This is a genomic window from Streptomyces sp. NPDC058773 (assembly GCF_042746015.1).
Classification (GTDB): domain Bacteria; phylum Actinomycetota; class Actinomycetes; order Streptomycetales; family Streptomycetaceae; genus Streptomyces.
In genome coordinates this window covers 110,856-131,152 of the sequence record NZ_JBHYPE010000008.1, presented here as the reverse complement: position 1 = coordinate 131,152, position 20,297 = coordinate 110,856, and the positions used below count along the sequence as shown (strand labels likewise).

Below are 20,297 nucleotides of genomic sequence, written 5' to 3'. Positions count from 1 at the left end.
GCGGCCGCCCCGGACGGGGTCAGAGGGGGTGCTTCAGTGTGCCGCCGGCGAACCGTCGCCGGCGGCCGGAGCCGAGCCTTGGGCCCCGGGCGACGCCTCGTCGCCGGAGGCCGCCGCCTTGGCCGCCTCGTCCGCCGCGGCGCGGATCGCGCGCCACGCGGACTCGGCCGCCTGCTGCTCGGCTTCCTTCTTGCTGCGGCCGGTGCCGGTGCCGTACGAGACACCACCGACGCGGGCGGCAGCAGTAAAGGTCTTCTCGTGGTCGGGGCCGGTCTCGGTGACCAGGTACTCGGGCACGCCGAGGCCTTCGGTCGCGGTGAGTTCCTGGAGACTGGTCTTCCAGTCCAGGCCCGCTCCCAGGCTGGAGGACTTCTCGATGAGCGGGTCGAAGAGCCGGTGCACCAGCTCGCCCGCCGCGTCGAGACCCTGGTCGAGATAGACCGCGCCGATCACCGCTTCGAGGGTGTCGGCGAGGATGGATGCCTTGTCCCGGCCGCCCGTGCCCTCTTCGCCCCGTCCGAGGCGGATGAAGGCACCGAGGTCGAGGCCGCGGCCCACCTCGGCGAGCGCACGCGAGTTGACCACCGCGGCCCGGAGCTTGGCCAGCTGGCCTTCCGGGAGATCGGGGTGGATGCGGTACAGCGTGTCCGTGACCACCAGGCCGAGCACCGAGTCCCCGAGGAATTCGAGCCGCTCGTTGGTGGGCAGACCGCCGTTCTCGTATGCGTACGAGCGGTGGGTCAGCGCACGCACCAGAAGGGCGGACTCGAGGTGGTACCCGAGCCGCCCTTCCAGAAGCGTGTGGGACGAGGCCGTGTCCGCCGGTGTCGGTTCATCCCCGCGCTTGCGGGAAGTCGCATTGGCGTCTGACATGAAGCCTGTCACCAGCCGCTCAGACCTCGAGGACCTGGCGCTTGTTGTAGGTGCCGCAGCTCGGGCACGCGATGTGCTGCTGCTTCGGCTCGTGGCAGCGCTCGCACGCCACCAGGGTGGGGACCGCAGCCTTCCACTGCGACCGGCGGTGGCGCGTGTTGCTGCGCGACATCTTCCGCTTCGGAACAGCCACGGCTACTTCTCCTGCTTCTCGTCGACGCCCGCTTCGGCGCCGCCCATGTTGTCCTTCTCGCCGTCCTTGACGGTCCCGGCGAGTCCCTGCAGTGCCGCCCAACGGATGTCGACGGCGTCGTGGTGGTGGTCCGGGTCGTCCGCCAGCCGCGCTCCGCAATCGGAGCACAGACCGGGGCAGTCGTCCTGGCACACCGGCTGCATCGGCAGTGCAAGCACCACCGCGTCACGCAGCACGGGTTCGAGGTCGAACAGGTCGTCCTCGAGGAAGAGGGTGTCCTCCTCGTCCTCGGCGTCGTCGCCGGCGTCCTCATGGACCCTGGCGTCGGCGTCGGGGTAGGCGAACATCTCCTGGAAGTCCGCGTCGAGCTCTCGCTCCAGCGGCTCCAGACACCTTACGCACTCCCCCTTGACGGTTGCACGGCCGGTGCCTGTGACAAGCACCCCGTCCATGACCGACTCCAGGCGGAGGTCGAGCTCGATCGGTGCGCCCTCGGGCACGCCGATGACCTCGTTGCCGAGGTCCCGGGGGGCCTCGACGGAGCGGGAGGCCCTCTTCAGCGCACCGGGACGCCGGCCCAGCTCGCGTGTGTCGAACACGAGAGGGGAACGGTGGTCGAGGCGGGCGTTGATGGCTTCCTGCTTTCTACGGGGATTACGTGCCGCCCGTATTCCGGTGATGCAGGATTCGGGCAGCAAGGATCGCGGGCATACGCGCGACCGAAGAGCCAGGATACTGGACGGGCCCCGATAGGCCCAATCCGCTGCCGCTCTTCCCCCCGGTCCCGCGGGCGGGGCGTCTACTGGCGCCGCTCCTCGTACTGCCGGAGCTGATCCAGGTCGATCATGCTGGTGTCGAAGAGGCTGGTCTCGTCCAGTGCGCCGGGCTGGGCGGCGTGACCGTGCGGGGCGTGCTGGGGCTGCGGGGGCACCTGCTGCGGGAGGTACCCGTGCGGGTCGTAGCCCTGCTGCTGGGCCTGCTGCCAGTCATAGCCGTAGGGGTTCTGCTGCTGGGGGTCCTGGGCGTATGCCGCGTCCTGCGGCTGCTGATAGCCGTAGACGTCCTGCTGCGGGTAGGCCGCGGGGTCGGCGTAGTAGCCCTGCTGCTGGAGCTGGGGCTGGAGGGGCTGCTGCGGCTCCTGGGGCTGCTGCTGGGGTTGCGCCGGGGGCATCGGGGGTGCCTGGGGCGGCTGCGGGGCCTGGTCGGCACCGATGCCCGCCAGACCGGCGAGGTACTCGGCGTCCGCCTGCGGATGCCCGGACTGCGGATCGCCCTGCGTCGCCAGATGGACGGCCAGCTCATCGATCGCACGGGCGCCCTGAAGCTTGTCGCGGCCCCGGCCGACCGCCTCCAGCGTCTTGGTCAGCACGGCCTGGAACGCCCCGAACTTGGCATCCACATAGGCGTCGGCGCGCTGCCTGAGGGTCTCCGGGTCGCCGCTGCGCTCCGGGGCCTCGGCGTCCTCGTAGCCCTGCTCGTCGAGCCCCGGCCCGCGGCCGAGGAGCTTCTCGCGGCCGCGGTCGACGGAGCCGATGGTCTTGGTGAGCACGACCTCGAAGTTGGCCAGCTTGCTGTCCACGTAGTCGTCGGCCTCGGCGCGGATCTCCTCCGCCTCCCGGCGGGCCTCCGCCAGGATCCGGTCCGCCTCCTCCTGGGACTGCCGGGCGACCTCGGTGTCGGAGATCAGCGAACCGCGCTGGGCGTGCGCGGTCTCGATGATCCGCTCCGCCTCGGCCCGCGCCTCCTCGACCACCTGCTCCCGCCCGCCGAGCAGCTCCTGCGCCTGCGCGAGGGAGCCCGGCAGCGCCGCGCGCACCTCCTCCAGCATGGCGAGCAGCTCGGCGCGGTTGACCACGCACGAGGCCGACATGGGCATGGACCGGGCGCCGCCGACGGTCGCGACGATGTCGTCGAGCTTCTTCTGCACGTCCACCTTGGACTCGCCACTCTCTGAAGGGTTGGAACGACGGGAACGGGACGACTGTACGTCCACCGGCCCACCCCCCGACACCACCTGACGCCCCGTCAGTCCGGCATCGCGCGCGGTGCGCCGGGTGCGGCGCTCAGTCCTTCTTCCGCAGGCGCTCGGTGAGGGCGTCGAGGACGAACGGCGGGACCAGGTGGGAGACGTCGCCGCCCCAGGCGGCGACCTCCTTGACCAGGCTGGAGGAGAGGAAGCTGTAGGTCGGGTTGGTGGGGACGAAGAGCGTCTCCACGCCCGAGAGGCCGTTGTTCATCTGGGCCATCTGCAGCTCGTAGTCGAAGTCGCTGACGGCCCGCAGCCCCTTGACGATGGCGGGGATGTCGCGCTGCTTGCAGAAGTCGACGAGCAGACCGTGGAAGGCCTCGACCTCCACGTTGCCGTACTCGGCGGTGGCCCGGCGGATCAGGTCGATCCGCTCGTCGACCGTGAACAGCCCCTTCTTGGACTGGTTGATCATCACGGCGACATGGACGACGTCGTACAGCTTGGAGGCACGGGCGATGATGTCCAGGTGCCCGTTGGTGACGGGGTCGAACGACCCCGGACAGACGGCGCGGCGCAACTTCGGTTCCTCGCTCTCCGATCGGGTCATGACACGCTTGTTGACGTCGAGTCGGCGGACGTCGAAGCGGCGCGACCGTACCAAAGCGTCCCCTCGCCGTAACGACGGGCCTTGATCGCTTCAAATCCGTCCGGCCACGGGAACGTACCGCCCCGGGTGCTGCGCTCCACGGTGACGAGTGCCTGCTCCGCAAGCCACCCCTGACCACGGAGTGTGAGCAGGATCTCGCAGAGTTCGGCGTCGGTGACCACGTAGGGCGGGTCCAGGAAGACGACGTCATACGGCGCGCCGGGGGCCGGTGCGGCGGCGGTCTGCTCGGCCTTGCCGGCCCGGACCTCGGCGCCGGGGAGGCCGACCGTGCGGACGTTGTCCCGGATCGTGCGCACGGCGCGGGCATCGGACTCGACCAGCAGGGCGTGCGCGGCGCCGCGGGAGAGCGCCTCCAGGCCGACCGCTCCGGAGCCGCCGTACAGATCGAGCACCCGGGCACCGGTCAGCGGGCCGTCGAGCGCCTCCCAGGTGGAGAACATGCCCTCGCGCGCCCGGTCGGAGGTGGGGCGGGTGCCGTTTCCCGGTGGTACGGCCAGGCGGCGGCCGCCGGCCGTACCGGCGATCACGCGGGTCATGGGCCCGTCCTTACGTTGCGCGTGGTCGGTGTGCTGTGGAGCCGGGCAGGCTCCGCACCTCCACGATATTCCGTCAGCCGACGCCCGGTGCCCGGCCGGAGCGTCCGGAGGGCCCGGCGGGCGGTGATCGATCTCACCCCGCGGGCGGGCCGCCGGGCCCGTCCGCCGCGTCCCGTCACCGCCGGGCCGGGGCTCATCCCTTGTCCAGATACTGCTCCCGTTCGTCGTCCAGCAGGGCGGACAGCGCGATCCGCAGCTCCGGGTATCCGGACAGCTCGGGGTCGGCGGTGACGAGTGCGGTGGCCTCGTCGCGGGCGGCGGCGATCACTTCCTCGTCGTCGATGACCGCGAGCATCCGCAGCGAGGAGCGGACCCCGGACTGCGCCTGGCCGAGGACATCTCCCTCGCGCCGCTGTTCCAGGTCGATACGGGAGAGTTCGAAGCCGTCGAGGGTGCCGGCCACGGCGGCGAGCCGGGCGCGGGCCGGGCTGGCCTCGGGCATCTCGCTGACCAGCAGGCACAGGCCGGGCGCCGCGCCACGGCCGACCCGGCCGCGCAGCTGGTGCAGCTGGGAGACGCCGAAGCGGTCGGCGTCCATGATCACCATGGCGGTGGCGTTGGGGACGTTCACCCCGACCTCGATGACCGTCGTGGCGACCAGCACGTCCAGCTCGCCGGCGGCGAACCGGCGCATCACGTCGTCCTTGTCGTCCGGCGCCATCCGGCCGTGCAGCACCGCCACCCGCAGGCCGTCGAGCGGGCCCGTGGTGAGCTGCTCGGCGATGTCGAGCACCGCGAGCGGCGGCCGCTTCTCCGCCACGTCCTCCGGTGAACTCTCCTTGGCCGCCGCAGCCTTGGCGCCGGCCGCGCCCTTCTTCGTCCCTTTGGGCGCGTCCTCCTCGTCGCCGATCCGCGGGCAGACCACATAGCCCTGGTGCCCGGCCGCGACCTCCTCGCGGACCCGCTCCCAGGCGCGCGCGAGGAAGTGCGGTTTGTCCTTGGCGGGCACCACATGGCTGGCGATCGGCGAGCGTCCGGCGGGGAGCTGGTCCAGGACGGAGGTCTCCAGATCACCGAAGACGGTCATGGCGACCGTGCGCGGAATCGGCGTCGCCGTCATGACCAGCAGATGCGGCGGCTGTTTGCCCTTGCCGCGGAGCGCGTCGCGCTGCTCGACGCCGAAGCGGTGCTGTTCGTCGACGACGACCAGCCCCAGGTCATGGAACTGCACCTTGTCCTCGATCAGGGCATGGGTGCCGACGACGATGCCGGCCTCGCCGGTGACCAGGTCGAGCAGCGCCTGGCGGCGGGCCGCGGCGCCCATGGAGCCGGTCAGCAGCACGACTTTGGTGCCGTGCTCCGCGCCGCCGAGCATCCCGCCCTCGGCCAGCTCCCCCATCATCTCGGTGATCGAACGGTGATGCTGCTGGGCCAGGACCTCGGTCGGCGCCAGCATCGCGGCCTGGCCGCCGCTGTCGACCACGCCGAGCATGGCGCGCAGCGCGACCATGGTCTTGCCGGAGCCGACCTCGCCCTGGAGGAGGCGGTGCATGGGGTGTTCGGTCGCCAGGTCGTCGAAGATCTCCTGGCTGACCTTCTGCTGGCCTTCGGTGAGCGTGAAGGGCAGCTTGGCGTCGAACGCGTCGAGGACGCCGTCCCGGACCAGGGTCCGCGCCACGGCGGGGAGTTGGGTCTCGGCGCGGCGGCGCCGGGCCAGCGCGACCTGGAGGACGAAGGCCTCGTCCCACTTCAGCCGGTCGCGCGCAGCGGCGATGTCGGCCTTGCTCGCCGGGCGGTGGATCTTCAGCAGCGCCTCGGTGAGCGGGACCAGCGCCCGGCCCTCGCGCAGCGATCCCGGCAGCGGGTCGACGGCGTCCTGGGCGCTGGGCAGCACCGCGTCCACCGCCTTGGCGATCTTCCAGGACGCCATCTGCTGGCACGCCGGGTAGATCGGCATGAGCTGGTTGGCGAACGCGCTGACCGCGTCGGCGCCGTCGTCGGCGGCGGTACGGTCGAGGAGCTCGTATTCGGGGTGCGCGAGCTGGAGTTTGTGGTTGAAGACCGACACCTTGCCGGCGAACATCGCGCGCCGCCCGGGGAGCAGGTCCTTGTGGGGCTTGTGGATGCCCTTGCCGAAGAAGACCAGCCGGAGCCGGCCGCTGCCGTCGGTGAGCGTCACTTCGAGGCGCTGTCCCCGGCCGCCGTTGAACTTCAGCACCCGGGCGTCCGCGACCTGTGCGACGACCGTGACGTGCTCGTCCAGCGGGAGCTCTGCAAGACGGGTCAGTTCGCCGCGCTCGGCATAGCGGCGCGGGTAGTGGTGCAACAGGTCGCCGACCGTATGCAGGTCGAGATGCTCGGCCAGCACCTTCGCGGTGGTGCCACCGAGGATTTTCTTCAGGGGTTCGTCGAGCGCTGCCACGAGTCCATTGCACACCACGCCTGTGACAATCGCGGCGCACTCGGCGGTCCGGTGCGCTCACTCCACGCCGATGAGCAGCGGCGCCGCGTGCTGGCCGCCCTCGTAGACGACCGTGTCCACGGCGAGATGGTGCTCGCGGACATGGCGCTCCAGGCGCTCGGCGAGGGTGCCGGGGGCGTCCGCGCCGAGGACCAGCGTGACCATCTCGCCGCCCGCGGACAGCATCCGGTCGAGCACGGTCGTCGCGATACGGGTCAGGTCGGCGCCGATCACCGCGACATCGCCGTCGATCAGGCCGAGGACGTCCCCGGCCTGGCAGACCCCGGCCATGGTCCACGACTGCCGCTCGGCGACCGCCAGCTCGGCGTAGCGGGTGGCGCCGGCGGCCGCGGTCATCGCGACCACGTCCTCGTCGAAGCTGCGGTCCGGTTCGTGCACGGCCAGCGCCGCCAGGCCCTGCACGGCGGAGCGGGTGGGGATGAGCGCGACCCGGACGCCTTCGGTACGGGCCTGTTCGGCGGCGGCCGCGGCGGTGTGCCGCAGGTCGGGGTCGTTCGGCAGCAGCATCACCTCGCGGGCGTGCGCCTGCCGGATCGCCTGCACGAGTTCCCCGCTGGCGGGCGGCTCCCCGGGGCGTACCGCGACCGGTGTCGCGCCGGCCTCCGCGCACAGTCCGGCGAGCCCGGCGCCCGGCACCACCGCCACCACGGCCCGCGCCGTCATGGCGGGTTCCTCGGGGCGGCCGGGGGCGCCGAAGTGCGTGATGCGGACCCGGTGCGGGCGGCCCGCCTCGATGCCGGCCTCCACCGCGGCGCCCGCGTCGTCGACGTGCACATGGACGTTCCACAGGCCGTCCCCGCCGACCACCACCAGGGAGTCGCCGAGCGCGTCGAGCCGGGTCCGCAGCCGCGCCACCGCCGCGTCCCCGGCCTCCAGCAGATAGATCACCTCGAAGGCGGGCCCGCCCGGGTTCCCGCAGCCGTCCGCCGCCACCAGGGCCGCGGCCGCGCAGCCGGCCGCCTCGGGGAGCGGGGCGTCGGCCCGTACGGCGACCGGTGTCGCCGAGACCTCCCCGGACAGCGCGTCGGCCAGCGCCCCCAGCAGCGCGACCAGTCCGCAGCCGCCGGCGTCCACCACCCCGGCCCGGCCGAGGACCGCGAGCTGGCGCGGGGTCTCCTGGAGCGCGGTGCGGGCCCCCTCGTGGGCGGCGCGGGCGACCTCGGCGGCACCGGTTTCGCCGTCGGCCGCCCGCTCCGCGGCGTCGGCGGCGGCGGTCGCGACCGTCAGGACGGTGCCCTCGACGGGGTGGGCGACGGCCTCGTACGTCGAGGCGGCGGCCCGGCGCAGCGCCCGCCGCAGTGCGTCGGCCGAGCCGTCACCGGCCGCCAGCACCTCGGTCATCCCGCGCAGCAGTTGGGCCAGGATCGTGCCGGAGTTGCCGCGCGCCCCGATGAGCGCCCCATGGGCCATGGCGCCGATGGCGTCGGCGAGGCAGGGCGTGGTGCCGGACGAGGTGTGCCCGTCGAAGGCGGCCTCGACCGCGCGGGCGGCCGATTCCAGCGTCAGATAGAGGTTGGTGCCGGTGTCGCCGTCGGCCACCGGGTAGACGTTGATGGCGTCGATCCGCTCGCGTTCCCGTCCGAGCGCCTCCAGGGCCAGCCCGCACCAGGAGCGGACCGCGGCGGCGTCGAGCGGGTACGGCACGTCGTCCTCCTGGGTCGCGGGATGCACCGCACAGTAGCCGCGGTCCGGCCTGGTGGCCGGGGCGGGGGGCCGGGGGGTGCGTGGTAGTTTCGTTCTACGGGAGCGGTCGTTGTATGCTGCTCCGGTTGCCCGATGAGAATCGGGCCATTCCTCTCCTGACGGTGCCGTTCGGGCAATGCACTCGGCTCGTCGGGATTTCACCGTAAGTGCATCTGAAGTCTTTGGAGTGACCCGTGGCTGCCAACTGCGACGTCTGCGGCAAGGGGCCGGGCTTCGGCAAGAGTGTCTCGCACTCGCATCGCCGCACCAACCGTCGTTGGAACCCCAACATCCAGACGGTGCGTGCAGTGATCGGGCGCACGCCGAAGAAGCTGAACGCCTGCACCTCGTGCATCAAGGCCGGCAAGGTCTCGCGCTGACGCGTTAGCCGTAGCGCAGCCCGCCGGTTGCTTGTGAAGCCGGTCCACCCCCGAGGTGGACCGGCTTCTGCCGTTCCCGGGACCGGGTGCGGCACGGCGGCGCCCGGACGTGACGCCGCCGCGCGCGCGGTCACTGCGCGCCGCGGGTCCGCCAGCCGTGGTCCACGGGGCCGATCCCCGCACCCAGCCGGAAGCCGGCCGCGAGTGCGCCGGTGACGTAGTCCTTCGCCGCCGTGGCGGCCTGCGGGACGGTGTCCCCCTTGGCGAGCTGCGCGGCCAGTGCGCTGGCGAGGGTGCAGCCGGTGCCGTGGGTGTGCCGGTTGTCGTGGCGGGGCGCGCGCAGCCAGTGCTCCTCGGTGCCGTCGGTGAGCAGATCGACGGCGCTGTCGCCGGACGAGGTGCCGGCCGTGAGATGGCCGCCCTTGATCAGCGCCCAGCGCGGCCCGAAGTCCAGGATCGCGGCGGCCGCCCGCCGCATGTCGGCCCCCACCTCGACCCGTACGCCGGTCAGCTGGGCGACCTCGTCCAGGTTGGGGGTGGCGACAGTGGCGGCCGGCAGCAGTGCGCCGCGGACCGCGTCCAGCGCGTCGGCGGCGAGCAGGGGGTCGCCGTGCTTGGAGACCCCTACGGGATCGACGACGACCGGGACCGGCAGCCCGGTGAGCAGCTCCGCGACGGTTTCGACGAGTTCGGCCGAGGAGAGCATCCCGGTCTTCACCGCCTGCACGCCGATGTCGTCGACGACGCTGCGGAACTGGGCCCGTACCGCCTCGGCCGGCAGCTCCCACGCGCCCTGTACGCCCAGCGAGTTCTGGGCGGTGACGGCGGTGAGCACGCTCATGCCGTGGGTGCCGAGCGCCAGCATCGTCTTCAGGTCGGCCTGGATGCCCGCGCCGCCGCCGGAGTCGGAACCGGCGACGGTCAGGACGCGTGGAGGTGTGTGCATACCGCCGAATCTACTCGGCGGCGCATCTCGGTCCCGCGGGTGCCCGTAGGGGAAAGCCCGCAGGGAAACGCCCGTAACTACTCGGCGTCCCCGTTGTCGCCGAAGTGGTCCCAGCCGGCCTTCACCCACGGGGCGCCGTCCACCGTCACCTGGGGCAGCGCGGAGGGGTGGAGCACCTCGCCGATGACCTTCCACCGGGCGGGCAGCTTCACATCGGGCGGGAAGGTGGCCACGATCGCGTGGTCCTCACCGCCGTTGAGCACCCACTGCATCGGGTCCACGCCCACGGCGGTGCCGATGTCGGACATCTGCGTGGGGATGTCGATGCCCGCGGACCGCAGATCGATCCGGACCTTGCTGGCGTCCGCGATGTGCCCCAGGTCGGCGACCAGTCCGTCGCTGACGTCCGTCATGGCCGTGGCTCCGAGTCCGGCCGCCGCCGGGCCCGCGTGGTACGGCGGCTCGGGGCGGCGGTGGGCCTCCACGAAGGCGCGCGGCGAGCGGAAACCGCGGGAGAGGACGGCGTGCCCGGCGGCGGACCAGCCGAGCCAGCCGGTCACCGCGACCACGTCGCCGGGCTGCGCACCGGCCCGGGTCACCGGCTCCTGGTTGCGCAGATCGCCGAGCGCGGTGATCGCGACGGTGATGGTGTCGCCGCGTACGACGTCCCCGCCGACCACCGCGGCGCCCGCCACCTGGCACTCGTCGCGCAGCCCGTCCATCAGCTCGGTCGGCCAGGTCGCGGGGAGTTCCGCGGGGACGACCAGGCCGAGCAGGATCGCGGTGGGCACCGCGCCCATCGCCGCGATGTCGGCGAGGTTCTGCGCGGCGGCCTTGCGGCCGACGTCGTAGGCGGTGGACCAGTCGCGCCTGAAGTGCCGGCCTTCCAGGAGGATGTCGGTGCTGGCGACCACCCTCCGGTCCGGCGCGGTGACCACCGCGGCGTCGTCACCCGGCCCGATCCGTACGGCCGGAGTGGTGGTGAGCCGGGAGGTGAGCTCCCTGATCAGCCCGAACTCCCCCAGCTCGCCCACGGTGCCCTTCATGCTGTTGCCCTTCCCATGTGTACGGACGGTCCGTACGTGGCTGACGACTGTGCCGTACTTGCCGAGTTCGCCGCGCGGGTCTCCCCGCTCCGCACGGTGACGCGGTACCGTGGCGTCCCTTCTTCCCACATGATCCTCGTAGCCGCCCTGGAGGTTCCGTGGTACAGGCCTACATCCTGATCCAGACCGAGGTCGGCAAGGCCTCGGCGGTAGCTGAGGTGATCTCCAAGATCCAAGGCGTGCTGCAGGCCGAGGACGTGACCGGGCCCTATGACGTCATCGTGCGCGCACAGGCCGACACCGTCGACGAGCTGGGCCGCATGGTGGTCGCGAGGGTCCAGCAAGTGGAAGGCATCACCCGCACCCTTACCTGCCCGGTCGTGCATCTCTAGCTCCCCGTATCCTCGGCCGGGTGATCACTGCGCGCCGCCGGCACCTGGCCCTGCCCGCACTCACCGTGCTGTTCGCCGCGGTGAGCTGTTCCCCTTCCGAGGACGTGGCCGTCCCCTCCCCCGAGGGGGCGGCGGCGCGGTACTGCAAGGCGCTCCACGAGGAGTTGCCGCAGACCGTGGACGGGCTGAAGCGGGCCACCGCCGAGCCGGTCTCCGACTTCACTGCCATGTGGGGCGATCCTGCCGTGAAACTGCGCTGCGGGGTACCGAAGCCCGACGTCCTGACGCACGGGAGTGAACATTACAACCCCTACGCCGACGCGGCGGAAGTCAACGGGGTCCGATGGCTCTTCGAGAAGCAGGACGACGGGTACCGCTTCACGACCGTGCTGCGCAAGGCCTATGTCGAGGTGACGGTGCCCGGGAAGTACGCCCCCGAGGTCAATGCGCTCACCGACCTCGCGAGGGCGGTGAAGAAAACCGTTCCCGTAGGGGTCTAGGCCCCGACGGGGCCCGGGGCCGGTCCGCCGGATCACGGCGGGACCGGCCCGGTGAGCCGGGGTGGTTCAGCGCAGCCCCGTGGAGCGGTGCAGCGCGGCCTGGAGCAGCCGGTCGATCAGCTCCGGGTAGCTCACGCCGCTCTCCTGCCACATCCGCGGGTACATCGAGATGGGCGTGAAGCCCGGCAGCGTGTTGATCTCGTTGATCACGAACTCGCCGTTGTCCTGCAGGAAGAAGTCCGCGCGCACCAGGCCCTCGCAGGACGCCGCCTCGAAGGCCGCGACGGCCAGCTCCTGGACCTTCGCGGTCTGCTCGCCGGTCAGCGGCGCCGGCACGATCCCGGTGGCCGAGTCGATGTACTTGGCCTCGAAGTCGTAGAAGTCGTGCGCGGTGACCGGCGGGATCTCGGCCGGGACGCTGGCCCGCGGCCCGTCCTCGAATTCCAGCACGCCGCACTCGATCTCGCGGCCGCGCAGCAGCGACTCCACGAGGATCTTGGGGTCGTGCCGGCGGGCCTCCTCGATCGCCTCGTCCAGGCCGCCGAGGTCGTCGACCTTGGTGATGCCCATGGACGAGCCGGCCCGCGCGGGCTTCACGAAGAGCGGCCAGCCGTGCTCGGCGGCGAAGTCCACGATCTTCTTGCGGGCGGCCGCCGGGTCCCGGTCCCACTCCCGCGGGCGGATGACCTCGTACGGGCCGACCGGCAGCCCGAAGGAGGTGAACACCCGCTTCATGTAGTCCTTGTCCTGGCCGACGGCGGAGGCGAGCACGCCCGAGCCGACGTAGGGCACCCCGGAGAGCTCCAGCAGCCCCTGGAGCGTGCCGTCCTCCCCGTAGGGGCCGTGCAGTACGGGGAAGACGATGTCGACCTCGCCGAGCGCCTTGGGCACCGAGCCCGGCTCGCTGTAGACGACCTCGCGGTTGGTCGGGTCGACAGGGAGCACCACGCCGCCCTCGGTGGACTCGGCGAGCGCGGCCACGCTGGGCAGCTGCCGGTCCGTGATGGCCATCCGCTCGGGGTCATCGGCGGTCAGCGCCCAGCGGCCGTCCGTGGTGATGCCGATGGGCAGCACGTCGTACTTCTCACGGTCGATGGCGCGCAGCACGGCGCCGGCCGTGAGCACGGAGATCGCGTGCTCGGAGCTGCGGCCGCCGAACACGACGGCGACGCGGGGCTTGTGGGAGGAGGTCTCGCTGCTCATATCGGGTTGAGGGTACCTGCTGACCGGCACGGAGTCAGTGCTGCGGCGGCCGTTGGTGGCGTCGCACCCGTGGGCCGGGGCCGACGGGACCCGGCGAACGGCGCCGGAGCGGATGATTCGGCTCCGTTGTGAGTGCCGTTCAGTGCCGCTCGGACTTGGCGCTGCGCGACATCAGGTCCTTGAGGGCGACCATCGGCGGCTTGCCCTCGTGGACGATCTCCACGACCGTCTCGGTGAGCGGCATGTCGACGCCGTGCCGCCGGGCCAGATCCAGCACGGATTCGCAGGACTTGACGCCCTCGGCGGTCTGCTTGGTGACCGCGATGGTCTCCTGGAGCGTCATCCCCCGGCCGAGGTTGGTGCCGAAGGTGTTGTTGCGCGACAACGGCGAGGAGCAGGTGGCGACGAGGTCGCCCATGCCGGCCAGGCCCGCGAAGGTGTGCGCGTCGGCGCCCATGGCGAGGCCGAGCCGGGTGGTCTCGGCGAGCCCGCGGGTGATCAGCGACGCCTTGGCGTTGTCACCCAGGCCCATGCCGGTGGCGATGCCGACGGCGAGCGCGATGACGTTCTTGACCGCGCCGCCCAGTTCACAGCCCACCACATCGGTGTTGGTGTACGGGCGGAAGTACGGGGTGTGGCAGGCGGCCTGGAAGCGCCGGGCGACCGCCTCGTCGGCGCAGGCCACGACCGCGGTGGCGGGCTGCCGGGCGGCGACCTCCTTGGCGAGGTTGGGGCCGGTCAGCACCGCGACACGCTCCGCGGGCACCTTGGCGACCTCCTCGATGACCTCGCTCATGCGCTTGGCCGTGCCCAGTTCGACGCCCTTCATCAGGGAGACCAGAACCGTGTCGGCGGGCAGCAGCGGGGCCCATTCGGCGAGATTGGCGCGCAGCGTCTGGGCGGGGACGGCCAGCACCGCGAACTCCGCGCCGCGCGCCGCTTCCGCCGGGTCCGTGGTGGCCCGTACGGACGCGGGGAGCTCGACCCCCGGCAGGTAGTCGGGGTTCGTACGGCCGTTGTTGATGGCGTCGACGAGGTCCGCGCGGCGCCCCCACAGGGTCACCTCGCATCCCGCGTCGGCGAGCACCATCGCGAAGGCGGTGCCCCAGGACCCCGTGCCGTAGACGGCGCAGCGCGTCACTTGCTTTCATCCTCCTGTGCCTGCTGGGTGCTTCGGGCCTGCTGCGGGGCGACGGCCGGTTCGGCGGCGGCCGGTTCGGCGGGGATCTCTGCCGCTCCGGCACCCTGGCCGGTCCTGGCGGCTTCCCGGGCGGCGCGGCGTTCCCGGGCGATCGCCTTGCGCCAGTCGTACGGTTCGGCCGGCGCGGGCTCACCGCGGACGGCGGCCAGCTGCTCGGTGATCGCGGACATGATGACCTCGGTGGCGGCCCGCAGCACCTCGGCGGTCGGTTCCTTGTCGTAGAACGCGCTCAGGTCGACCGGCGGTCCCGCCTGCACCCGCAGCGTCTTGCGCGGCAGGAGACGGAGCTTCTTCTCCTTGGCATACGGCGGCATCGCGTCGTTGGCGCCCCACTGCGCGACGGGAATGACCGGCGCCTTCGTCAGCAACGCCACCCGCGCGGCACCCGTCTTGCCCTGCATGGGCCACAGCTCCGGGTCACGGGTCAGGGTGCCCTCGGGGTAGAACGCGACGCATTCGCCCTTGTCGATGGCGGTGACGGCGGCGCGGAACGCGTTGGCGGCGTCGGTGGTTTCCCGGTAGACGGGGATCTGTCCGGTGCCGCGCATCATCAGACCGACAAAGCCGCTCCGGAAGAGTCCGGCCTTGGCGAGGAATCGGGGGACCCGCCCGGTGTTGTACTGATAGTGCGCATAGGAGAGCGGGTCGAGATACGAGTTGTGGTTGACCGCGGTGATAAATCCGCCGTCGGCCGGAATGTGCTCCATTCCTTGCCAGTCCCGCTTGAACAGAACCAGGAGCGGCGGTTTGCAGATGACCGCGGCCAAGCGGTACCAGAAGCCGATTCTGCGGCGGGACACTGGGACACCCTCCTTGTGGGACCTGCGAAGCTGCTGCGGGCCGGCAGCCGCACAAGTGTCGCCCCAGGTACCCGCTATGTCGAGGACACCGTAACCCCGACGCTCCCGGAGAGCGGCGGCGGCAGGTGAGAATGGCGCCGATGCGACGAGACGGAGCGGATGTGGGCTGGAGCCTGGTGGTGCCGCTGAAGCCGCTGGTGCGGGCCAAGAGCAGGCTCTCCCGGGCCGCGGGTGAGGAGTTCCGGCCCCGGCTGGCCCTCGCGTTCGCCCTGGACACCGTGACAGCGGCGCTGGCCTGCGAAAACGTGCAGGATGTGGCGGTTGTCACGGATGACCGGCAGGCCGCGGAACAGCTGGCGGCGCTGGGCGCGCGGATCGTGCCCGACACACCGGCGCGCGGACTCAATGCGGCGCTGGCGCATGGCGCGAGCGTGGTCCGGGCGCGTCGTCCGGGCGCGGCGGTCGCCGCGCTGAACGCCGATCTGCCCGCACTCCGCCCCACCGAACTGGAACTGGTGCTCCATTCCGCTTCGCAATTTCCCCGCGCATTTCTCGCGGATGCGGCGGATATCGGGACAACACTTCTGACCGCGACTTCCGGCGCGGAATTGGAACCGGCATTCGGAGGCGCGTCCCGGGCCCGTCACCTGGCGTCCGGGGCACGGGAGATCACCGGCCCGGCGGCGCCGTCGGTCCGCCGGGACGTGGACACCGGCGAGGACCTGCTGGCGGCGCTGGCGCTGGGCGTGGGCCCGCACACGGCGCTCCAGGCGCCGCGTCTCACCCCGGGTACGGCCGCGCGGGCGGCACCGGAGCGGCCGGCGGCGTCGCAGGTCAGAGCGTCTGGAGCGTGATCAGGACGATCTTCCGGGCGTCCCCTTCGCCGGTGACGTCGATCCGCACGCGCTGACCGGGGCGGAGCAGCAGCAGACCGCCGGCGTCGAAGGCCGCGGTGTCGAAGGGCAGCGGGGTGCCGTCGTCCAGCAGCACGCTGCCGGAGCGGGTCTCGGAGTCGTACGTGTACGCGGTGGCCTGCATGGGAGAGAGCCTAGACGAGGAGGTCCCGGGCCCCTCCGGCCGCCCGTACGCGGCCGCCGAACGCACCGCGGGCCGGGCTCCCCGAAGGGAGACCGGCCCCACGCGTGGCGTCGCCGCTGAGGGATTACCGCTTGCGGGCGGTGGTCTTCTTGGCGGTGGTCTTGCGTGCGGTGGCCTTCTTCGCGGGGGCCTTCTTCGCCGTCGTCTTCTTCGCGGGCGCGGTCTTCTTCGCCGTCGCCTTCTTCGCGGTGGTCTTCTTGGCCGCGGCCTTCGCGGGGGCCTTCTTCGCCGTCGTCTTCTTGGCGGTGGCCTTCTTCGCCGCGGTGGTCTTCTTCGCCACCGTCTTCTTCGCGGCGGCCTTCTTCGCCGTCGTCTTCTTCGCCGCCGCCTTCTTGGCGGTGGCCTTCTTCGCGGCGGCCTTCTTGATGGCGGCGCCGCCGGTGAGGCTGCCCTTCGGGGCCTTCTTGACGGAGACCTCGCCACCCTTGGGGAGCTTCTTCGAGCCGCTCACCAGGTCCTTGAAGCCCTGGCCGGCCCGGAAGCGCGGTACCGAGGTCTTCTTGACCCGCACCCGCTCACCCGTCTGCGGGTTGCGGGCGTAGCGGGCGGGGCGGTCGACCTTCTCGAACGAGCCGAATCCGGTGACCGAAACACGGTCGCCGGAGACCACTGCACGCACGATTGCGTCCAGGACGGCGTCGACCGCGTCCGCGGCGTTCTGGCGGCCGCCGAGCTTGTCGGCAATGGCTTCTACGAGCTGCGCCTTGTTCACGTCTTCCCCTTCGGAGACATTGCTGGAACGAAAGTTTCCAAGCTTTTTCGCACGTTAGGCAGATATATACCGCAAATCAAACACGAAACGGGCTAATCACCCTTGTGCCGCAACGAACTCGACCTTCACGGACTTCCGTCGGCGTGCACATCTTCGGGATAACGACCTTCGTCGAGGTCATGCATGAACCACTCCAGACGCCTTGCCGCGTCCGCAAGATCGTGTTTAGCCGCGGCCGTGATGACGAGCAGCTTCCGGGTCAGCGCCATCCGTACGCCCTCCGGGACTTGCAGTGTCCGCACTCTTGTATGTGCGTCCTTGAGTCGGTCGGCGACAAGACCGTAGAGCTCGAGTTGGTCGTCGCTTTCCATGCGCTAATTGTGCCATCTGCGGCGAGTTGTCGCTTCACGGGGCCTCAACAGCCGCCTCGACACGACGATGCGCCCCCTGCCAACTGCACAGGGGGCGCATCGTACGCAATACAGCTTTGAGCCATAAAACCCGAGGTCAGACCTCGATGGTACGCGGCTTGAACGAGGGCCGGTTCGCCTCGTAATCCACGATGGCCGACTCCTCCCGAAGGGTGAGACTGATGTCGTCCAGCCCCTCCAGGAGGCGCCAACGCGCGTTCTCGTCCAGCTCGAAGTCGGCGGTGACACCCTCGGCGCGCACCTGCCGGCCGACCAGGTCGACCGTCACCTCGGCGGTCGGGTCGGCCTCCAGCAGCGACTGCAGCCGGTCCACGGTCTCCTGCGGCAGGACCACCGTCAGCAGCCCGTTCTTGAGGGAGTTGCCGCGGAAGATGTCCGCGAACCGCGAGGAGATGACGGCCTTGAACCCGTAGTTCTGCAGCGCCCATACGGCGTGCTCACGGGACGATCCGGTACCGAAGTCCGGGCCGGCGACCAGCACCGTGGAACCCTGGTAACGCTCCTGATTGAGGACGAACTCCGGGTCCCTGCGCCAGGCCTCGAACAGCCCGTCCTCGAAGCCGTCGCGGGTGACCTTCTTCAGCCAGTGGGCCGGGATGATCTGGTCGGTGTCGACGTTGCTGCGGCGCAGCGGGACGGCCCGGCCGGTGTGGGTGGTGAAAGCTTCCATGGTTCAGACTCCCGCGGGCGTGGCGACGTCGGCAGCGGACAGGTCGGCCGGTGAGGCCAGATGGCCGAGAACCGCTGTTGCGGCGGCGACCTGCGGTGAGACCAGGTGCGTACGGCCGCCCTTGCCCTGCCGGCCCTCGAAGTTGCGGTTGGAGGTGGACGCGGAGCGCTCACCGGGCGCCAGCTGGTCGGGGTTCATACCCAGGCACATCGAGCAGCCCGCGTGCCGCCATTCGGCGCCCGCCGCGGTGAAGACCTTGTCCAGCCCCTCGGCGACCGCCTCCAGGGAGACCCGGACCGAACCGGGCACGATCAGCATCCGCACCCCGTCGGCGACCTTGCGGCCTTCCAGGATCTGTGCCGCCGAGCGCAGGTCCTCGATCCGGCCGTTGGTGCAGGAGCCTACGAAGACGGTGTCCACGCTGATCTCGCGCAGCGGCTGACCCGCCGTCAACCCCATGTATTCCAGGGCCTTTTCGGCGGCGTGCCGCTCCGAGGCGTCCTCGTACGAAGCCGGGTCGGGGACGTTCGCCGAAAGCGGCGCGCCCTGGCCGGGGTTGGTGCCCCAGGTGACGAACGGCGCGAGCGCGGAGGCGTCGATGCGCACCTCGGCGTCGAAGACCGCGTCGTCGTCGGTGCGCAGCGTCTTCCAGTACGCGACCGCGGCGTCCCAGTCCTCGCCCTGCGGGGCGTGGTCGCGGCCCCGGAGGTAGGCGAAGGTGGTCTCGTCGGGGGCGATCATGCCGGCCCGCGCACCCGCCTCGATGGACATGTTGCAGATGGTCATCCGGGCTTCCATCGAGAGCTTCTCGATGGCCGAGCCGCGGTATTCCAGGACGTAGCCCTGGCCGCCGCCGGTACCGATCCTGGCGATGATCGCCAGGATCAGGTCCTTGGCGGTGACGCCGTCGGGCAGCTCACCGTCGACGGTGATCGCCATGGTTTTGAAGGGCGCCAAGGGCAGCGTCTGGGTGGCCAGGACGTGCTCGACCTGGCTGGTGCCGATGCCGAACGCCAGCGCGCCGAAGGCTCCGTGGGTGGACGTGTGACTGTCACCGCAGACCACCGTGGTGCCGGGCTGGGTCAGTCCCAACTGCGGTCCCACGACGTGGACAACGCCCTGCTCGACATCGCCCAGCGGGTGCAGCCGGACCCCGAACTCGGCACAGTTCTTGCGCAGCGTCTCCAGCTGGGTGCGCGAGACCGGGTCGGCGATCGGCTTGTCGATGTCGAGGGTGGGGGTGTTGTGATCCTCGGTGGCGATGGTCAGGTCCGTACGGCGCACCGGACGGCCGGCCTTGCGGAGGCCGTCGAACGCCTGCGGGCTGGTGACCTCGTGCAGCAGGTGGAGATCGATGAAGAGGAGGTCGGGCTCGCCTTCCGCGCGCCGGACGACATGGTCGTCCCAGACCTTCTCCGCGAGTGTCCGTCCCATCGCTGTCCCTCCGGCCGGCCGCATTGCCGGCCTTTCTCGTCCGTGCGCGACGCCCGCAGAAATCCCCTTGCCGGGCCTTACGCCGGGCCCTGGTCGAGGGCCACATCTACAGACTGACGACTTCCCTGGAAAATTGAACTTGCGTTTCACAGTGTGAGACGCGAGTATCGTTGCATGGACAACTCTAGCGGCGTCGGCGTTCTCGACAAGGCAGCTCTGGTTCTGAGTGCCCTGGAGTCCGGTCCGGCCACCCTCGCCGGGCTGGTCGCGGCGACCGGGCTCGCACGGCCCACGGCCCACCGGCTGGCCGTGGCACTGGAACACCACCGGATGGTGGCGAGGGACATGCAGGGCCGGTTCATCCTGGGACCGCGCCTGTCCGAGCTGGCCGCGGCGGCCGGCGAGGACCGTCTGCTGGCCACGGCCGGACCGGTGCTCACCCACCTACGCGATGTGACCGGCGAGAGCGCGCAGCTCTACCGACGGCAGGGCGATATGCGGATCTGTGTGGCGGCGGCGGAACGGCTGTCCGGACTGCGGGACACCGTCCCGGTCGGCTCCACGCTCCCGATGAAGGCGGGCTCGGCCGCCCAGATCCTGATGGCCTGGGAGGAGCCCGAGCGGCTGCACCGCGGCCTCCAGGGTGCCCGCTTCACGGCCACCGCGCTCTCCGGCGTACGCCGCCGGGGCTGGGCCCAGTCGATCGGCGAGCGGGAGCCGGGCGTCGCCTCGGTCTCCGCCCCCGTACGCGGCCCCTCGAACCGCGTGGTCGCGGCCGTCTCGGTCTCCGGACCGATCGAGCGGCTGACCCGGCACCCGGGCCGGATGCACGCCCAGGCGGTCATCGACGCGGCGGCCCGCCTCTCCGAGGGCCTGCGCCGCACCGGCTGAGCGCCCCACAGGGCACCCCGCAGGCCCCCGCGGCGGGCCGGGCGGGGCAGAAGCCGCGGTCGCTTGCGGCCGGGAATCGACAAAGGGGCGGCCCGGTGCGGATGATCCGCACCCGGGCGGCCCGGGGGACAGCTTCCGGGACGACGGTACCCACGAGCTCCCCCCCCCCCTCCCCCCGGCCGGCCCCCGG

23 protein-coding genes are annotated in these 20,297 nt (G+C 71.4%); 5 read left to right on the top strand and 18 right to left on the bottom strand.

Going from position 1 to position 20,297, the window contains the following annotated elements; translation table 11 throughout:
* Positions 1 to 33: 33 nt before the first annotated feature.
* The 8 genes from rnc to ACFW5B_RS10055 form a co-directional block, all read right to left on the bottom strand.
* A complete protein-coding gene (rnc, locus tag ACFW5B_RS10090; protein WP_386436069.1) occupies positions 34 to 873 on the bottom strand; it encodes a ribonuclease III in 840 nt (279 codons plus the stop codon).
* A gap of 19 nt (positions 874 to 892) precedes the next feature.
* Positions 893 to 1,066 carry a 50S ribosomal protein L32 gene (gene rpmF / locus ACFW5B_RS10085; RefSeq protein ID WP_003951102.1) on the bottom strand — a complete coding sequence of 58 codons (174 nt, stop codon included), beginning with the start codon at positions 1,064 to 1,066 and terminating at the stop codon, positions 893 to 895.
* A 2-nt stretch (positions 1,067 to 1,068) separates the two neighbouring features.
* The gene (locus ACFW5B_RS10080; RefSeq protein ID WP_386436327.1) at positions 1,069 to 1,698 is read right to left on the bottom strand and encodes a YceD family protein; all 630 of its coding nucleotides are present in this window, start codon (positions 1,696 to 1,698) and stop codon (positions 1,069 to 1,071) included.
* A 167-nt stretch (positions 1,699 to 1,865) separates the two neighbouring features.
* Positions 1,866 to 2,999 (bottom strand): cell division initiation protein, encoded by a 1,134-nt coding sequence (locus ACFW5B_RS10075; RefSeq protein ID WP_386436324.1) that lies wholly within the window; start codon positions 2,997 to 2,999, stop codon positions 1,866 to 1,868.
* A 130-nt stretch (positions 3,000 to 3,129) separates the two neighbouring features.
* Positions 3,130 to 3,612 carry a pantetheine-phosphate adenylyltransferase gene (gene coaD / locus ACFW5B_RS10070; protein ID WP_386436321.1) on the bottom strand — a complete coding sequence of 161 codons (483 nt, stop codon included), beginning with the start codon at positions 3,610 to 3,612 and terminating at the stop codon, positions 3,130 to 3,132.
* 26 nt (positions 3,613 to 3,638) lie between these two features.
* On the bottom strand, positions 3,639 to 4,238 hold the full coding sequence (gene rsmD / locus ACFW5B_RS10065; protein ID WP_386436066.1) for a 16S rRNA (guanine(966)-N(2))-methyltransferase RsmD: 600 nt from the start codon (positions 4,236 to 4,238) through the stop codon (positions 3,639 to 3,641).
* A 193-nt stretch (positions 4,239 to 4,431) separates the two neighbouring features.
* Positions 4,432 to 6,660: an ATP-dependent DNA helicase RecG gene (gene recG / locus ACFW5B_RS10060; RefSeq protein WP_386436063.1), complete on the bottom strand. Its 2,229-nt coding sequence runs from the start codon at positions 6,658 to 6,660 to the stop codon at positions 4,432 to 4,434.
* A gap of 57 nt (positions 6,661 to 6,717) precedes the next feature.
* Positions 6,718 to 8,364, bottom strand: a complete 1,647-nt coding sequence (locus ACFW5B_RS10055) for a DAK2 domain-containing protein (protein WP_386436060.1) — start codon at positions 8,362 to 8,364, stop codon at positions 6,718 to 6,720.
* A gap of 233 nt (positions 8,365 to 8,597) precedes the next feature.
* Between ACFW5B_RS10055 and rpmB the strand changes: the two genes are divergently transcribed.
* Complete coding sequence (rpmB, locus tag ACFW5B_RS10050) at positions 8,598 to 8,783, top strand: 50S ribosomal protein L28 (RefSeq protein ID WP_006602870.1); 186 nt, start codon at positions 8,598 to 8,600, stop codon at positions 8,781 to 8,783.
* Between the two features lie 130 nt (positions 8,784 to 8,913).
* On the opposite strand, the gene thiD is transcribed toward rpmB, so the two are convergent.
* Entirely contained in the window at positions 8,914 to 9,729 is an 816-nt protein-coding gene (thiD, locus tag ACFW5B_RS10045; RefSeq protein ID WP_386436056.1) for a bifunctional hydroxymethylpyrimidine kinase/phosphomethylpyrimidine kinase, read from the bottom strand.
* 77 nt (positions 9,730 to 9,806) lie between these two features.
* Entirely contained in the window at positions 9,807 to 10,775 is a 969-nt protein-coding gene (locus ACFW5B_RS10040; protein WP_386436053.1) for a thiamine-phosphate kinase, read from the bottom strand.
* A gap of 158 nt (positions 10,776 to 10,933) precedes the next feature.
* Between ACFW5B_RS10040 and ACFW5B_RS10035 the strand changes: the two genes are divergently transcribed.
* Complete coding sequence (locus ACFW5B_RS10035) at positions 10,934 to 11,167, top strand: Lrp/AsnC ligand binding domain-containing protein (protein ID WP_386436051.1); 234 nt, start codon at positions 10,934 to 10,936, stop codon at positions 11,165 to 11,167.
* A 20-nt stretch (positions 11,168 to 11,187) separates the two neighbouring features.
* Entirely contained in the window at positions 11,188 to 11,667 is a 480-nt protein-coding gene (locus ACFW5B_RS10030) for a DUF3515 domain-containing protein (protein ID WP_386436048.1), read from the top strand.
* Between the two features lie 66 nt (positions 11,668 to 11,733).
* Here the strand turns inward: ACFW5B_RS10030 and ACFW5B_RS10025 are convergent, their stop codons facing one another.
* The 3 genes from ACFW5B_RS10025 to ACFW5B_RS10015 form a co-directional block, all read right to left on the bottom strand.
* The gene (locus ACFW5B_RS10025) at positions 11,734 to 12,870 is read right to left on the bottom strand and encodes a D-alanine--D-alanine ligase family protein (protein ID WP_386436045.1); all 1,137 of its coding nucleotides are present in this window, start codon (positions 12,868 to 12,870) and stop codon (positions 11,734 to 11,736) included.
* Positions 12,871 to 13,009: 139 nt separating this feature from the next.
* On the bottom strand, positions 13,010 to 14,011 hold the full coding sequence (locus ACFW5B_RS10020; protein WP_386436041.1) for an NAD(P)H-dependent glycerol-3-phosphate dehydrogenase: 1,002 nt from the start codon (positions 14,009 to 14,011) through the stop codon (positions 13,010 to 13,012).
* Entirely contained in the window at positions 14,008 to 14,871 is an 864-nt protein-coding gene (locus tag ACFW5B_RS10015; protein WP_386436038.1) for a lysophospholipid acyltransferase family protein, read from the bottom strand. Before ACFW5B_RS10015 ends, ACFW5B_RS10020 begins: the two co-directional genes overlap by 4 nt.
* Positions 14,872 to 15,011: 140 nt before the next feature.
* Here ACFW5B_RS10015 and cofC point away from each other — a divergent pair, with 140 nt between their 5' ends.
* On the top strand, positions 15,012 to 15,725 hold the full coding sequence (cofC, locus tag ACFW5B_RS10010) for a 2-phospho-L-lactate guanylyltransferase (protein ID WP_386436035.1): 714 nt from the start codon (positions 15,012 to 15,014) through the stop codon (positions 15,723 to 15,725).
* Here cofC and ACFW5B_RS10005 read toward each other — a convergent pair.
* The 5 genes from ACFW5B_RS10005 to leuC all read right to left on the bottom strand — a co-directional run bounded on the left by ACFW5B_RS10005 (position 15,706) and on the right by leuC (position 19,216).
* A complete protein-coding gene (locus ACFW5B_RS10005) occupies positions 15,706 to 15,909 on the bottom strand; it encodes a hypothetical protein (protein ID WP_386436032.1) in 204 nt (67 codons plus the stop codon). The genes cofC and ACFW5B_RS10005 overlap by 20 nt on opposite strands.
* A gap of 124 nt (positions 15,910 to 16,033) precedes the next feature.
* Positions 16,034 to 16,681, bottom strand: coding sequence for an HU family DNA-binding protein (locus tag ACFW5B_RS10000; protein ID WP_386436030.1), 648 nt, complete (start codon positions 16,679 to 16,681; stop codon positions 16,034 to 16,036).
* Between the two features lie 125 nt (positions 16,682 to 16,806).
* Positions 16,807 to 17,052 carry a hypothetical protein gene (locus ACFW5B_RS09995; protein ID WP_386436027.1) on the bottom strand — a complete coding sequence of 82 codons (246 nt, stop codon included), beginning with the start codon at positions 17,050 to 17,052 and terminating at the stop codon, positions 16,807 to 16,809.
* Between the two features lie 136 nt (positions 17,053 to 17,188).
* Positions 17,189 to 17,782: a 3-isopropylmalate dehydratase small subunit gene (leuD, locus tag ACFW5B_RS09990; protein ID WP_386436024.1), complete on the bottom strand. Its 594-nt coding sequence runs from the start codon at positions 17,780 to 17,782 to the stop codon at positions 17,189 to 17,191.
* Positions 17,783 to 17,785: 3 nt separating this feature from the next.
* Positions 17,786 to 19,216 carry a 3-isopropylmalate dehydratase large subunit gene (gene leuC / locus ACFW5B_RS09985; RefSeq protein ID WP_386436021.1) on the bottom strand — a complete coding sequence of 477 codons (1,431 nt, stop codon included), beginning with the start codon at positions 19,214 to 19,216 and terminating at the stop codon, positions 17,786 to 17,788.
* 174 nt (positions 19,217 to 19,390) lie between these two features.
* On the opposite strand from leuC, the gene ndgR reads away from it, so the two are divergent.
* Positions 19,391 to 20,107 (top strand): IclR family transcriptional regulator NdgR, encoded by a 717-nt coding sequence (ndgR, locus tag ACFW5B_RS09980; protein WP_026169203.1) that lies wholly within the window; start codon positions 19,391 to 19,393, stop codon positions 20,105 to 20,107.
* The last annotated feature ends 190 nt before the right edge of the window (positions 20,108 to 20,297 follow it).